We start from the raw sequence: 14,713 nt of genomic DNA on the forward strand, positions 1-14,713 counted from the left end.
TTTCACCAGAGCCGGCCCACCTCAGGAACCTGGACTCGCAGCCAGCGGTACCCGTACGCAGGCAATTCAACCTGCATCTCATCCCCCGCTTGGATGTCGGCCATGGTGTCCTGCAGCAGGTCGGTCAGGATTCCGCCACCGTCGGGTACGTCGCCGTCTTTGAGCTTCACTGATACCTCAGTGGGTTCGGCCCCAAAGTTATGGAAGAGGAAAAGGGAGTTTTCCTCCCAATCACAGCGATGGGCAAGAACAGCGGGATTAGGTGTGTCGATCAGGGAGAAAGAACCCCACCCGAGCTCGGGACACTCCCGATAGCGGCGGATCAGACTACCCATGAAACCCAGTAACGACGTCGGGTCCCGCCGCGCATCCACCACATTCACACTGTCTTGGGCGAACTTGCCCTCCACCAGCGGCCGAACAAGCTTGCCCGGCGGAGCTGAGGAGAAGCCCGCACTCTCTTCATGCGTCCATTGCATTGGCGTGCGTACCGCCAGCCTGCCCTCGGCGGCCAGGTTCTCCCCCATCCCGATTTCCTCACCGTAGAACAGCACGGGGGTGCCGGGCAGGGAGAACAGGAGCGAGTAGACCATGCGGATGCGCTGCGGGTCGCCGTCGAGCATCGGGGGCAGCCGTCGCTTGAGTCCGCGGTCGTAGACCTGCATGTTCTTCTCCGGACCGAACGCTTCGAAGACCTCCTGGCGCTCTGAATCCAATAGCTTGTCCAGGGTCAGTTCGTCATGGTTGCGTACGAACGTGGCCCACTGGCTGTCGGGATCGATGCCGGGCCGGTCAGTCAAGGTATGGGCCAGCGGCCGCGCATCGCCGCGGGCCAGCGAGAGATACATCTGCTGCATTGTGACGAAATCGAACTGCATGGTGAGCTCGTCCGCGGCATCCCCGAAAAACTCGATCTGCTGTTCGAAGGGCAGGTTCACCTCGCCCAGAAGCACTGCGTCACCGGACCGCCGCAAGAGGAACCGGCGCAGGTCCCGGAGGTAGTCGTGCGGGTCGCCTGTGTGACCATCGATACCCTCGGTTTCCAGAAAGAAGGGAACGGCGTCGACGCGGAAACCGGACAACCCCAGTTCCATCCAGAAGCCCATCGCCTTGGCGATTTCATCGCGGACGGCCGGGTTGGCCACGTTCAAGTCCGGCTGGTGGGAGTAAAAGCGGTGCAGATACCATTCGCCGGTTTTCCGGTCCTTGGTCCAGATTGAGTTCTCCTGGTCGGGGAACACCACTTCACTCGACGTGTCGGGAGGCGGGTCCGATCGCCATACGTAGAAGTCGCGGTACGGATTGTCTTTGGAAGAGCGCGCCTGCTTGAACCAGGGGTGCTCGTCTGAGGTGTGATTCACCACCAGATCGGCGATAACCCGCATCCCGCGGTCCTTGGCAGTGCGGATGAACTCGACCACGTCGCCCAGCGTGCCCAGCCGCTCGTCAACCCCGTAGAAATCGACGACGTCGTATCCGTCATCACGCTGTGGCGACGGGTAGAACGGCATCAGCCAGACACAGGTGACACCGAGCTCCGCAAGATAGTCCAAGCGCTGGGCAGCGCCGGCGAAGTCGCCGATGCCGTCACCGTTGGAATCGCAGAACGTTTCGATGTCGAGGCAGTAGATGACAGCATTTTTCCACCAGAGGTCAGAGGTGTCCGTGATCCGCATCAGCGCACCTCGGGCAACACGTGTTCGGCGAACGTCTCGATGAATGGTTTCTGTTCGGTTCCGACGTAGTGCAGGTACAGCTCATCGAAACCGAGGTCAGCAAATTCACGAAGCCGCTGGGCGTGCGTGGCGAGATCGGCCGAGATCTGCACGGTGCCCCGAAGCTCCTTCTCGGTAAGGTCCCGGGTAGCCTCCTCAAAGTCGGACGGACGGGCGAGATCCCAGGTGGTCGGCGGCTTCACACAGTTGGAACTCCACTGTCTATGAGCGATGTCCACAGCCTCTTCCTCACTGGGCGCCCAGGACAGGTGCACCTGCAGAATAAGCTTCCCCTGACCTCCGTTGTCCCGGTATGCGTTGATCATTTCCGTCAGTTTTTCGTGCGGCTGGTTCGTGGTGACCAGGCCGTCGGCCCAGCGTGCGCTCCGCGCGGCGGTCTCAACGCTTATCGCCGGCGCGATCAACTGCGGCTTTATTTCCGGCACATCCCAGAGCCGGGCCTGCTCCACGGTGACGAGGCCCCGGTGCGTGACTTCCTCGCCGTCGTGCATTCGCCGGATGATGTCAACGCACTCTTCGATTCGCTGCTGGCGCTCCTCCTTGGGTGGCCAGGCGTCCCCGGTGATGTGCTCATTCAGGTTTTCTCCGCTGCCAAGGGCGGCCCAGAATCGACCCGGGAACATGCTCGCCAGCGTGCCGCTAGCCTGAGCAATGATGGCCGGGTGGTAGCGCTGCCCAGGGGCGGTAACGACGCCGAAGCGCAGCCTCGTGGTGGCAAGCGCGGCTCCGAGCCAGGACCAGGCAAACCCAGAATGTCCCTGCACCTTGGACCACGGTTCAAAGTGGTCGGAGCACATTGCGGCGTCGAAGCCGGCCTGCTCCGCCAGCTGGACATCCGCGAGGAGCTGTCCTGGCGCGATCTGTTCGTGGGAGGCATGAAAGCCGATGAGGGGCATGCAGGGGCCTTTCCTTGGGTGGCGCTTGAACGCTTAAGCAGGTCCGTCCTAGTGTGACCGGCAGGCTTAGCAATACCTCTCGAGCGTATCTGTCCTGTAGGAGGCCCTCAAGGGTGCTACCAAAACTTCCGGATACCTGGAGGAACGCATGCGTGATCAGTACACATTTCAGAACCCCGCGACACGTTTCCCGGAGATCTCGCCACCCAAGCAGGACGAGCCGGAACCCGGTCTGGACCGCGACCTCGAGCCGCGGAGTGACCGGGGCGAAGAGTCGTACCGTGTGAGAATGTCAACGCGAGTGGAGACCACTTCCGCAGCCTGACTTGAGCCCACTACCCTTCCCAATCCGACTTGATAGTGGACTAACCGCAGTTTCACTTGAGCCCACCCCACCGTTGATCACCGGTCGTCAGGGCCAGCTAAGTGAGACACTCACACTCAGGCGCCTAAGGGACAGAGTTGTAGCTTCGCTCCCTTTTGATGCTGATCCGGTAACTGCTGCTTCCCGTATTAGTCCGGTCATAAGGAGGATCATGTCTACGTTTGATTGGGAATCTGTACGGGTCTCGGTGCCGCCTGCGGGTTGGGTGGAGCTTGAGGACTCGACGTGGGATGCGCTTATTTCTGCGCGAGCAGGAGCGGGCAACGTGGTGAGGCAGGTTCGTGGGTATGGCACTCTGAAATGGCCCCACTTAGGGGACTTTTAGCCGTTTGAAGTGGCCCCACCCTCGACCCGCCCGTAGCGTTCTTTTTGTCGGCCAAGACGAAGAGATCGGAACGGGTTTGAAAGAGAGATCGAGAGTGAAGCAATTCGAGCGTATCCGCCTTGATGCGAGGGATAAAGATATGTCGGTCAGAGAGTTGGCACGGGTGCACGGCGTTCACCGCCGTACCGTCCGGGCCGCGTTGGCGGAGGCCACGCCGCCGGCACGGAAGACGCCGGAGCGGAAGGCTCCGAAGCTGGGGCCCTGGGAGGACACCATCCGGGCCTGGTTGACCGCGGACCAGAAGTCACCGCGCAAACAGCGCCACACGGCCCGCCGGATCTGGCAGCGGCTGGTCGATGAACACGGCGTCGTGGTTGCCGAGTCCACGGTCGCCCACGCTGTGGCCAGGATCCGCCGCGGGCTCGTCGACACGCAGGCTGACGTCGCGGTCCCGCAGACCCACACCCCGGGCGGGGAAGCCGAGGTCGATTTCGGCGAGTTCCAGGCCGTGATCGGCGGCGTGCAGGCGAAGCTGTTCATGTTCGTGATGCGGCTGTCCTACTCCGGACGCGCCGCGCATGTGGCCTACGCGAACCAGTCGCAGGAGTCCTTTCTGGACGGGCATAACACCGCGTTCGAACGCTTCGGCGGGATCCCGGCCAAAATGATCCGCTACGACAACCTCAAACCCGCTGTCACCACCGTGATCCTGGGCCGTGAACGGCTGGAAAACGAACGCTTCATCGCCCTGCGCTCCCATTACGGGTTCGACTCGTTCTTCTGCCTGCCCGGCATCGACGGCGCCCACGAAAAGGGCGGCGTCGAAGGTGAAGTCGGCAGGTTCCGCCGCCGCTGGCTGACCCCGGTTCCGGAGTTCGATACCCTGGCCGGGCTGAACGCGTATATGGCTGGCTGCGATGTCAAAGACGACCACCGCGTCATCACGGGCCGCCCCGTCACCGTCGGTGCCGCGGCAGCGGAGGAAGCCGGCATGCTTCGGCCGTTGCCGGCGGACACGTTCGAGGCCGCCTCGACGTTCTCGTTCAAGGCCGACCACAAGTCCCAGGTCTGCGTCCGCCAGTCCTACTACTCGGTCCCGGCCCGCTATGCCGGGCGCCGGGTCAGCGTCCGGCTCGGTGCCCGCACCATCGAGATGTTCGCCGAAGGCGCCCGGATCGCGTCCCACGTCCGGGCCATCCACAAGTATTCCTACGTCCTGGAACTGGACCACTACCTTGAGGTCCTCACCCGCAAACCCGGCGCCCTGGCCGGGGCAACAGCGCTGATGGCCGCCCGCGCCTCCGGGGCCTTCACCGGAGCCCACCAGAAATACTGGGACAGGGCCCGGGCCGCGCTCGGCGACAAGGCCGGCACGAAGGCCCTGATCGAGGTCCTGCTGATGGCCCGGACCCTGCCGGCCGCCGCGGTCACCGGCGCCATGGAGAACGCCGTGAGGACCGGGGACTTCGACCCCGATCATCTGGCCATCGACGCCCGTGCCAGCCAGAGCTTCCACCACGTCCCGGCGGCGCTACCTGATGAAGTTTCCGGACGGATCAGGCACCTGCCCGACCGCTGGGAGCCCTCGCTGGCCGGCTATGACGGGCTGCTGGCCGCGGCGGGCAGCCGATGAGCGCCGGGCAAGGACCGTCCATGGGCCAGCTCAGTGAGCCCGCCGCCGCGGCGGCGATCGGCGCAGCCTGCAAAACCCTGTATCTGAGAGGCACCGCGCAGGTCGCCGGGTCCATGGCAGCCGAAGCGGCCCGGCAGCGCCTCAGCCACCAGGCCTACCTCGCCGAGGTCCTGACCTATGAATGCGAGGAACGCGATAACCGCGCCCGGGCCCGGCGGATCAAGGAAGCGAAGTTCCCTCGCAGCAAACGCCTCGAAGACCTGGACCTGGCCCAGATCCCTGACCTGCCGCCGGCGACCCTGACACACCTGGCCACCGGCGCGTGGATCGATGCCGGGGAACCACTGGTACTCCTCGGCAATTCCGGGACCGGGAAAACACACCTGCTCATCGGCCTGGGCATGGCCGCCGCCGAGCAGGGACGGCGGGTCCGCTACATCACCACGGCCGCGCTGGTCAACGAACTCGTCGAGGCTGCCGACAACAAGGAGCTATCAAAGCTGGTGGGCAAATACGCGCGCCTGGATCTCCTTTGCCTCGATGAGGTCGGCTACGTCAAGCTCGATACCCACGGCGCCGAGCTTTTGTTCCAGATCATCACGGCCAGGGAAGAACGGGCGTCCATCGCCTGCGCAAGCAACGCCCCGTTCAGCGAGTGGGGCCAGACGTTCACCGACCCGCGCCTCGCGGCGGCGGTCGTGGACCGGCTGACCTTCCGCGGCCACATCATCAACACCGGCACCGATTCCTACCGGCTGAAAACCACCCAACAGACCATCAACAAGTCCCGGCAAAACTGACCGGAACACCAACAGGGTGGGGCCAAAACAAGCGGCGAAACCGGGGCCAAATCAACTTGCTATTCCCAGGTTCGCGATGGTTCACGGTTTCGTGCTGATGATCAGGAAGTTGTCGACCGCACTATCGATGAGTATCTTGGTGCCGCAGGAATCCCGCCCCGCCCTCGGGGGTACGCGTGGTTCCTGCGGTTACCTCAGGGGATTACGAACCAGCGGGCGTTTCAGCAGGATCTCAATACGTTCATCACGAATAGTGATCCGACAGCTTCCCTTCCTGGGGATCTGAGCGTACTCGTCTCATCCTTTCTGCAGCGTTCGTACTCTTAGGACTGGCCGGCGGGAAGGGTGAAACCCCGACCTAAACTCCTGCTTAGTCATGGGCGAGGTGCTGGTTCCGAGTTTGCGCGAGGCGGTAGGAGTCGGTTCCTGTCTCGATGATGGTTCCTTTGAAGGTGAGCCTGTCAACGATCGCGGCGCAGAGGCGGGGGTCGGTGGAGGTTCTGGTCCATCCGGAAAAGGACTCGTTGGTGGCGATCGCGACGGAGGCTTTCTCTTCGCGCTCGGTGAGGACCTGGAAGAGTAATTCAGCGCCGCGTTTGTCGAGTTCCATATAGCCGAGCTCATCGATGCAGAGCAGGTCAACCCGGCCGTAGCGGGCTATACTCCGGGCGAGGACCTTGTCATCTTCGGCTTCGACGAGTTCGTTCACGAGCCGGGTGGCGAGCGTGTATTTGACGCGGTACCCCTTCTCGTCGGCTGCAGTCCCTAAGCCGCTCAGCAGGTGAGACTTCCCGGTGCCGGAGTCCCCGATGAGGCAAAGGGGTTGTCCTTTGCGGATCCAGTCGCCGGTCGCGAGAGTGTTGATGGTGGCCTGGTTGATGTTGGGGTTCGCGTCGTAGTCGAAGTCTCCCAACCATTTGTCGCGGGGAAAGTTCGCTGATTTGACCTGTCGTACTGATGAGCGGCGGTCCCGGTCGTCGCACTCGGCCAGAAGCAGCTCAGCAAGGAACCCCTGATAGGAGAGCAGTTCCTTACCCGCGACCGTGAGTGCTTCGCCCAGGACGGCGCGGATGGATGGCAGGCGCATCCGGCGGCAGGATTGATCGACAGCCGCGGTTGCTGCTTCTTCGGTCAGTCCACGCCGTCGGCGCAGGGTCGAGGAGACGGTGATCGGGTTGATGTTAGCTGGGCTCATGAGATGTTCTCCCTCGTCTGTCGGTTCGTACCGGTCAGCATCTGGTCAGAGGTTGGGTTAGGAGTTCGTCGGGTGAGGAGCTCGTGGTAGCCCGCGACGGACGGCAACGGACGGGTGTCTGGTGGCAGAACGGCAATCACCGCTGCAGGATCGGCCAGTCTGCGTTGCGTGAGACTGATGACCTGCCGTTCACGCGCGGAAGGACGTACCGCGACGGTGCCCTCCAAACCGAGTTCATTGAGGCGATGACGGTCAGAAGTTCCGGGTTCCACCACCGCGGCTGCAGGTTGGAGGCGTTCGGCGGTGATTCGATCGGTGGCGACTCGGCGTGCTTCGACAGCGACTACATCAGCGGTGACAGCCCCGACCGTCAGGGCTGCTTTTATCCCGCTCACAACATCCTTGGTGATCATCGACCGGTGCAGCAGGAGCACGTTGATCAGCTCCCGAGTCGCTTGGGCATATCCGTCCGCGCGGCGGGCGGCTGCCCAGAACGCGTCATGCGCGGAGGTGAATGATCCTGAGGCGAGGGCCGTCGAGCCGGGAAACGCGCCGGGTTTGTGGTGGAGGACCTCGAGGTAGTGATCGAGGTCGACGCAGCTGCCATGCCGGGCAACGACCCGGGCATGCCTTGCAATCAAAGTCCGTCCATCAAAGACCAGGACCTCTGATGTTTGCAGGGACACGCGGACGGTCCGTCCGATGAACCGGACCGGAACCGAGTACTTGATAATTCGAACCCGGATCAGCGATGACCGGTCCACCTCGGCACGAGGACCACGCCGGGGTCGAAGGCCTCGGTCGGTAACGGGTTCAGAAGGGTTCGTTCGTGCGCGAAGCCAGTCCCTATCGTAGTCAGTTTCCCGCTGATCCTATGTCTTTCGTCCTCCTCGTCCCAGACGATGATGCCCGCGTTAAGCTCCGCCAAGGACTCCACCACCGGCACGGGCGTGAGCCGGTTCCTGCGGAACCTACCAACCTCACCATCAATACCGCCCTTCTCGTGCGCACCCTTGATTCCTGGCTGGCAGTAGAACGCGTCGAACCCGCAATGGGACCGGAAGAGGACCCACCGATCGTTCTCCACGCGGTCACGGGACGTCCCGAGGACCTGCTTCACGGCAGCCGTCAGATTGTCTTACCGGATATGACCGATGGGGACGCCGCCTATCCTGGTAAACGCCTCAAAATGGCCTTCGAGGAACGCCTCCTGCCCCTGAGTCGAATAGACGCGGTGCACGGCTTTGCCGGAAAAGGACAGGCGGAATGCGAAGATATAGCACTTCGTGCGGACCCCAGCCAGGTCAACCCAGACCTCACCGAAGTCGACCTCGGCCTCCGCGCCGGGTGCGTGCTCCTGGGGGATGAACACATTCGCAGTGGACTTCCCACCCTCGTGCTCGAGCTCGGGCCGCCGGCTCTTCACACAGTGACGGACTGTCGAATACGACCGATCTGCGCCATGCTCATCCACCAACCGATCATGGATGCGCTGAGCGGTATGACGTTGCCTCCGCGGTGCAGTCAGATCCTCCCGCAGCATCCCGTCACTGACCACCTTGAACCGGTCAAGCCTAGGAGCGTTCCTGACCGGTGTCTTTCGTCGTGGAGGTTCCGCCGATGCCAAGGCCTGACGCACAGTCCTCCGCGCGACTCGATACTTCCTGGCCAAGGACCGTATCGAGTCACCGTTGACCCGGGTGTCCCTGCGAATCTGCTCGAATAACTCCACCTTCGACTCCATCGCTGCCTTCCACCATCAGAAACACACTTCGATGAATTCAACGGTGGGGTGGGCTCAAGTGAAACTGCGATTAGTCCACTGGCGAGTCGGATTGGGAAGGGTGGTGGGCTCAAGTCAGGCTGCGGAAGTGGCCTCCACTCAAGCTCCCATAGTCATACCGTGGCACCGGACGGCTGGAGGTCCGGAAGACTCTCATCACGGGAGCGGATTCAGGGATCGGCGCGGCAGCGGCGATCGCATTCGCCCGCGAAAACACCGACGTCGCGCTTCCCTACCTGCCTGAGGAGGAAGCCGACGCCGACGCCGACGCCGACGAGATTGTCCGCCTTACTAGTAAGTGCGTGAGGTGAGAAAGAAGAGAGACTAGAAGTCCCAGTCGTCGTCCTCAGTGTTGACAGCCTTACCAATGACGTAAGACGAACCCGACCCCGAGAAGAAGTCATGGTTCTCGTCGGCATTCGGTGACAGCGCCGACAGAATCGCAGGATTCACATCGGTCACCGATGCCGGGAACATGGCTTCGTAGCCCAGGTTCATCAGCGCCTTGTTGGCGTTGTAGTGCAGGAACTTCTTGACGTCCTCAGCCAGACCAACGGAATCATAGAGATCGTGGGTGTACTGCACTTCGTTCTCGTACAGCTCGAACAAGAGCTCGAACGTGTAGTCCTTGATCTCCTGCTTCCGCTCAGCCGACTCTTTCTCAAGACCCTTCTGGAACTTGTAGCCGATGTAGTAGCCATGGACGGCTTCATCGCGGATGATCAGACGGATCAGGTCAGCCGTGTTGGTCAGCTTTGCACGTGAAGACCAGTACATCGGCAGGTAGAACCCTGAGTAGAACAGGAAGCTCTCCAGCAGCGTCGACGCCACCTTCCGCTTCAGGGGATCGTCACCACGGTAGTAGTTCATGACAATCTCAGCCTTGCGCTGCAGATTCTCATTCTCAGTCGACCAACGGAACGCCTCGTCGATTTCCTTGGTGGAAGCCAACGTGGAGAAGATCGACGAATAGCTCTTGGCGTGCACCGACTCCATGAACGCAATGTTCGTGTAGACGGCCTCTTCGTGAGGGGTGATCGCATCAGGGATCAGGCTGACAGCGCCAACGGTGCCCTGGATGGTGTCCAGCAGGGTCAGACCGGTAAACACCCGCATGGTGAGCTGCTGCTCGTCAGGAGTCAGCGTCGCCCACGACTGGACGTCGTTCGACAGCGGCACCTTCTCAGGCAGCCAGAAGTTGTTGACCAGACGGTTCCAGACATCCACGTCCTTGTCGTCCTGGATGCGGTTCCAGTTGATTGCCTCAACGTGGCTAAGCAGCTTGACCTTCTCGGTCATGTCATCCCCTCAATGGTGGGTTGGTTCTTAGTTAAAGCGTACGACGACGGGCGATGACCCGCCGTCGTACTGCTGTTCGGAAGCAGCTGGTTACAGCATGCAGCTAACGCAACCGTCTACCTCGGTCCCTTCCAGCGCAAGCTGGCGGAGACGGATGTAGTAGATGGTCTTGATGCCCTTGCGCCAGGCGTAGATCTGCGCCTTGTTGATGTCACGAGTGGTGGCGGTGTCCTTGAAGAACAACGTCAACGACAGACCCTGATCCACGTGCTGCGTGGCGGCAGCATAGGTGTCGATGATCTTTTCGAAACCCAGCTCGTATGCATCCTCGTAGTACTCGAGGTTGTCGTTCGTCAGGTAAGGAGCCGGGTAGTACACGCGGCCCAGCTTGCCTTCCTTCCGGATCTCGATCTTCGAGGCCACAGGGTGGATCGACGAGGTGGAGTTGTTGATGTAGCTGATCGAACCGGTCGGCGGCACAGCCTGCAGGTTCTGGTTGTAAATGCCGTGCTCCACGACCGAAGCCTTCAGTGCGCTCCAGTCTTCCTGGGTAGGAATGTGGATGTTCTTGAACAGCTCAGCGACCTTCTCGGTCTGGGGAACCCAGGCCTGGTCGGTGTACTTGTCGAAGAACTCGCCGGTGGCGTACTTCGACTTTTCGAAGCCACCAAACGTGGTGCCCGTCTGGATGGCCAGCAGGTTGGACGCCCGCACCGCGTGGTAAACCACTGAGTAGAAGTAGATGTTCGTGAAGTCCAGACCCTCTTCGGAGCCGTAGTGGACCCGCTCCCGAGCCAGGTAACCGTGCAGGTTCATCTGGCCCAGGCCGATCGCGTGGCTCTGGTCGTTACCACGGGCGATCGACGGCACTGAGGTGATGTTGGACATGTCGGACACAGCCGACAGCGACCGGATGGCCGTTTCGATGGTCAGACCGAAGTCCGGCGAATCCATGGTCTTCGCGATGTTCAGCGAACCCAGGTTGCAGGAGATGTCCTTGCCGGTCTCGTCGTAGGACAGGTCATCGTGGTACGTGGTGGGCTGCGAAACCTGAAGGATCTCGGAGCACAGGTTACTCATGATGATCTTGCCGTCGATCGGGTTGGCCCGGTTCACCGTGTCCTCGAACATGATGTACGGGTAGCCGGACTCGAACTGGATTTCCGCCAGGGTCTGGAAAAAGTCGCGAGCCTTGATCTTGGTCTTCTTGATCCGGGCGTCGTCAACCATTTCGTAGTACTTCTCGGTGACCGAGACGTCGGAGAACGGCATCCCGTAGACCTTTTCGACGTCGTAGGGCGAGAACAGGTACATGTCCTCATCCTTCTTGGCCAGCTCGAAGGTGATGTCAGGGATGACGACGCCGAGCGAGAGGGTCTTGATCCGGATCTTTTCGTCTGCGTTCTCCCGCTTGGTGTCGAGGAAGCGGTAGATGTCCGGGTGGTGAGCATGCAGGTACACGGCACCGGCACCCTGGCGGGCACCGAGCTGGTTCGCGTAGGAGAAGCTGTCCTCAAGAAGCTTCATCACGGGGATGACGCCGGAGGACTGGTTCTCGATCTGCTTGATCGGCGCACCGACCTCGCGGATGTTGGTCAGCGCGAACGCCACACCGCCACCACGCTTGGAGAGCTGCAGCGCAGAGTTGATGGACCGGCCAATCGACTCCATGTTGTCTTCGATGCGGAGCAGGAAGCAGGAAACCAGTTCGCCACGCTGGCGCTTGCCGGCATTGAGGAAAGTGGGGGTGGCCGGCTGGAAGCGTCCCTCGATGATCTCGTCGACCATCTGGAGTGCCAACTGCTGGTCGCCGCGGGCCAGGTGGAGCGCCACCATGCAGACGCGATCCTCATAGCGCTCCAGGAAACGCTTGCCGTCGAACGTCTTCAGCGTGTACGAGGTGTAGAACTTGAAGGCTCCGAGGAAGGTCTCGAACCGGAACTTCTTGTTGTAGGCGCGCTTGTAAAGGTCGCGGATGAAGTTCATTGAGTACTGATCGAGGGTTTCCCGCTCGTAGTACTCGTTCTTCACGAGGTAGTCGAGCTTCTCCTCGAGGTCATGGAAGAACACGGTGTTGTTGTTGACGTGCTGCAGGAAGTACTGGTGTGCAGCCTCGCGGTCGGCCTCGAACTGGATATCTCCGTTGGGGCCGTACAGGTTCAACATGGCGTTAAGCTCGTGATAGCCCATGCCATGAAAACGCTCTAGCGCAGGTGCGGGGGCGCCGCCTGCTCCCTTTGTCTCTGTCTCTGCAACAGTCATATCCAAAACGCTTCCAATCCTTGGGCTACTCGGTCAACGTCCTCGGACGTTCCCATTAATTCAAATCTGTACAGAACGGGGATCCCGCACTTGGCCGCAATAATGTCCGCCGCCAGGCAGTAGGTTTCCCCGAAGTTGGTGTTTCCTGCGCCAATCACGCCGCGGATCAAGGATCGATTTCCCTCGTCGTTGAGGAACTTGATTACCTGCTTGGGTACGGCGCCCCGTCCGGAAATCCCGCCATACGTCGGCAGGACCAGGACAAACGGCTGCTGTGCTCTAAGTGTTGGTTCCCGGGTCAGCAGCGGCATCCGCGCCGACGCTGTCCCCGTGGCCTCATCAAGTTTCTGGACGAACCGGTGCGTGTTATCCGAGGACGAGGAGAAGTAGATGAGCCGGGCATCGGTCACCCCGCCCGGCTCACTGTGAGCCGCTGCGGTGGGTGACGTGTGCACTGCTGTGAGGGTCATGATGAAGGACCCGCATCCTGTCGAATCAGGCGACCGAGCTGACCGAGGCGTGGCCAAGCTCAGCCAGTTCGTTGATCTTGTCCGGGCGGAAACCCGACCAGTGATCCTGCTCGGTGATGACTACCGGAGCCTGCATGTAGCCCAGTGCGCGGACACGCTCCAGAGCTGCTGGATCCTGCGAGATATCCACGCTCTGGTAGGTGATGCCCTTCTTGTCCAAGGCCCGGTACGTGGCGTTGCACTGTACGCATGCTGGCTTGGTATAAACCGTGACGGTCATAGTCCCTCTCCCCTTGTAATTCTTGGCTTGTCATCGACGCGTATTCAGGAACTGGCGGGCTGTGAACGAGGGACTTTCCGGAGGTTCTCCGGGGTGTGTCGCTTGTGCCCGCCATGCCAGCGGTTCGATATCTAAATACTACATCTAGTGCAAACCTCTGGGTGCGACCCCAAGATGATGTATTACAAGTATGTCATTCATCGGCTGGTTCGTCCACAGATAATCCACAATCGGAGCTCTCCGAAATGCGCGGAAACCCGCTGATCCATGGCCGTCATCCACACCCCTGTGGAGTACTTGCGCACAGGCAAAATACTTCTGTGTCGTGGTTTGTCGGCGTGTCGTCTATGCGCCGGAAGTTAACTACCCCAGTGGCTTCTGCGACAGGATCTGGTCCACACCCATGCGACCGTCGCGGAAGGTCATCGACGCACCCACCAGGTAGAGCCGCCAGACACGGGCAACTTCCTCGCCCATCATTTCGACTGCCTGATCCCAGTTCGCCTCGAACCGGTCGTGCCAGGCATCGATGGTGTGGACATAGTGCTCCCGCATGGCTTCAACGCCGCGGATCTCGAACCCGGCGTTCTCGATCAGGTTGATAGTGTCCCCCACCGACCGCATGTGCATGTCGGGCGCAATGAAGGACTCGATGAACGGGCCACCACCAGGGTTCTTGCCGTGCCGTGACATTTGCTGGATCAGCACCTTACCGCCGGGCCGCACATTGCGGAACAGCGTTGAGGTGTAGGTTCCGTAGTTCTCCTCGCCGACGTGTTCCCCCATTTCGAGGGACGCCACCGCGTCGTAGGGTCCGTCGCTGACCTCGCGGTAGTCCTGGAGCCGGATTTCCACCCGGTCCTGCAGCCCGCGCTCGGCAATCCGCTGATCGATAAACGCCTTCTGCTCTTTGGAGATGGTGACCCCGGTGACCTTCGCCCCAAAATGTTCGGCAGCGAACAGGCTCAGCGAGCCCCAGCCGCAGCCGACGTCGAGGAAGCGCTGCCCGGGCATCGTGTCGAGACCGATTTTGCGGCAGACCTGATCCAGCTTGTCCCGCTGGGCATCCTCGAGCGTGTAGTCAGGATCGTCGGACAGCCAGTAGCCGCAGGAGTAGGCCATGTGGTCGTCGAGGATCAGCTCGTAGAAACTGTTGGACAGATCGTAGTGGTGGCTGATGGCCTCCCGGTCGCGCAGCAGGCTGTGCAGCCTGCCCTTGATCTTCGCCTGCGACGCCGGCGCCGGCAGCGGAGGTCCGAAGACTCCCAGTTCGCGGGCCAGCTTCGTCAGCTGCAGCACCAGCGACGGGGTCAGCTTCGGCATGGTGAGATCCCGTGACGCCACCACATTCCAGAGATGGGTGAGGGCGTCGTCAAGCGACCCGGGCACATCGACCTCCCCGGTCACATACGCCTGCGCGGCACCCAACTCCCCCGGGCTCCACAACAGCCGGCGCAACGCATTGGCGCTGTTGATCTGGACTTCGGGCTGACCAATTGGTCCGGCCGTGCTGCCGTCCCAGGCGCGGAGATGCACCGGCAGTTCGCCGCCCACTATCGGGTCGAGGATCCGCGCGATCCTGCCGGCGATGTCCTGATCGATGCTGGCGGTGTGTCGTGTGGTTTCGGACTGAGTCAAGGGAATGCTCC

Annotated in this window: 10 protein-coding genes and 4 pseudogenes; 5 read left to right on the forward strand and 9 right to left on the reverse strand. The window is 61.4% G+C overall.

Annotation, left to right across the window (positions count from 1 at the left end):
• Nucleotides 1-2: 2 nt before the first annotated feature.
• Together H4V95_RS11600 and H4V95_RS11605 are read right to left on the reverse strand one after the other, a co-directional pair.
• A complete protein-coding gene (locus H4V95_RS11600) occupies nt 3-1,676 on the reverse strand; it encodes an alpha-amylase family protein (protein ID WP_209730679.1) in 1,674 nt (557 codons plus the stop codon).
• Nucleotides 1,676-2,632, reverse strand: coding sequence for a TIGR03885 family FMN-dependent LLM class oxidoreductase (locus H4V95_RS11605; protein ID WP_209730681.1), 957 nt, complete (start codon nt 2,630-2,632; stop codon nt 1,676-1,678). The genes H4V95_RS11600 and H4V95_RS11605 overlap by 1 nt, the downstream gene beginning before the upstream one ends.
• A 148-nt stretch (nt 2,633-2,780) precedes the next feature.
• Here H4V95_RS11605 and H4V95_RS18990 point away from each other — a divergent pair.
• From H4V95_RS18990 to H4V95_RS18995, 4 genes and pseudogenes are all read left to right on the forward strand, one after another.
• Nucleotides 2,781-2,915, forward strand: a pseudogene (locus tag H4V95_RS18990) (NAD(P)-dependent dehydrogenase); the annotation flags it as partial.
• 521 nt (nt 2,916-3,436) lie between these two features.
• On the forward strand, nt 3,437-4,975 hold the full coding sequence (gene istA / locus H4V95_RS11610; protein WP_312883925.1) for an IS21 family transposase: 1,539 nt from the start codon (nt 3,437-3,439) through the stop codon (nt 4,973-4,975).
• A gap of 20 nt (nt 4,976-4,995) precedes the next feature.
• Nucleotides 4,996-5,775 (forward strand): IS21-like element helper ATPase IstB, encoded by a 780-nt coding sequence (gene istB, locus H4V95_RS11615; RefSeq protein WP_245345517.1) that lies wholly within the window; start codon nt 4,996-4,998, stop codon nt 5,773-5,775.
• A gap of 81 nt (nt 5,776-5,856) precedes the next feature.
• A pseudogene (locus H4V95_RS18995) lies at nt 5,857-6,102 on the forward strand (DUF5956 family protein); the annotation flags it as partial.
• A gap of 43 nt (nt 6,103-6,145) precedes the next feature.
• On the opposite strand, the gene istB (H4V95_RS11620) reads toward H4V95_RS18995, so the two are convergent.
• A complete protein-coding gene (istB, locus tag H4V95_RS11620) occupies nt 6,146-6,955 on the reverse strand; it encodes an IS21-like element helper ATPase IstB (protein ID WP_312884100.1) in 810 nt (269 codons plus the stop codon).
• A gap of 11 nt (nt 6,956-6,966) precedes the next feature.
• Nucleotides 6,967-8,714: pseudogene (gene istA, locus H4V95_RS11625) on the reverse strand (IS21 family transposase).
• A gap of 152 nt (nt 8,715-8,866) precedes the next feature.
• Here istA (H4V95_RS11625) and H4V95_RS18405 point away from each other — a divergent pair.
• Nucleotides 8,867-9,028, forward strand: a pseudogene (locus H4V95_RS18405) (NAD(P)-dependent dehydrogenase); the annotation flags it as partial.
• Nucleotides 9,029-9,077: 49 nt separating this feature from the next.
• Here the strand turns inward: H4V95_RS18405 and nrdF are convergent.
• The 5 genes from nrdF to H4V95_RS11650 form a co-directional block, all read right to left on the reverse strand.
• The gene (gene nrdF / locus H4V95_RS11630; protein WP_019482488.1) at nt 9,078-10,052 is read right to left on the reverse strand and encodes a class 1b ribonucleoside-diphosphate reductase subunit beta; all 975 of its coding nucleotides are present in this window, start codon (nt 10,050-10,052) and stop codon (nt 9,078-9,080) included.
• 90 nt (nt 10,053-10,142) lie between these two features.
• Nucleotides 10,143-12,242: a class 1b ribonucleoside-diphosphate reductase subunit alpha gene (gene nrdE, locus H4V95_RS11635; RefSeq protein WP_209731358.1), complete on the reverse strand. Its 2,100-nt coding sequence runs from the start codon at nt 12,240-12,242 to the stop codon at nt 10,143-10,145.
• A 68-nt stretch (nt 12,243-12,310) separates the two neighbouring features.
• Nucleotides 12,311-12,784 (reverse strand): class Ib ribonucleoside-diphosphate reductase assembly flavoprotein NrdI, encoded by a 474-nt coding sequence (gene nrdI, locus H4V95_RS11640; protein ID WP_196866684.1) that lies wholly within the window; start codon nt 12,782-12,784, stop codon nt 12,311-12,313.
• Nucleotides 12,785-12,809: 25 nt separating this feature from the next.
• A complete protein-coding gene (gene nrdH / locus H4V95_RS11645) occupies nt 12,810-13,064 on the reverse strand; it encodes a glutaredoxin-like protein NrdH (RefSeq protein ID WP_196866683.1) in 255 nt (84 codons plus the stop codon).
• 363 nt (nt 13,065-13,427) lie between these two features.
• Nucleotides 13,428-14,702 carry a cyclopropane-fatty-acyl-phospholipid synthase family protein gene (locus H4V95_RS11650; protein WP_245345676.1) on the reverse strand — a complete coding sequence of 425 codons (1,275 nt, stop codon included), beginning with the start codon at nt 14,700-14,702 and terminating at the stop codon, nt 13,428-13,430.
• Nucleotides 14,703-14,713: the final 11 nt, after the last annotated feature.

It is taken from the genome of Arthrobacter sp. CAN_C5, from assembly GCF_017875735.1.
Lineage (GTDB): Bacteria > Actinomycetota > Actinomycetes > Actinomycetales > Micrococcaceae > Arthrobacter_D.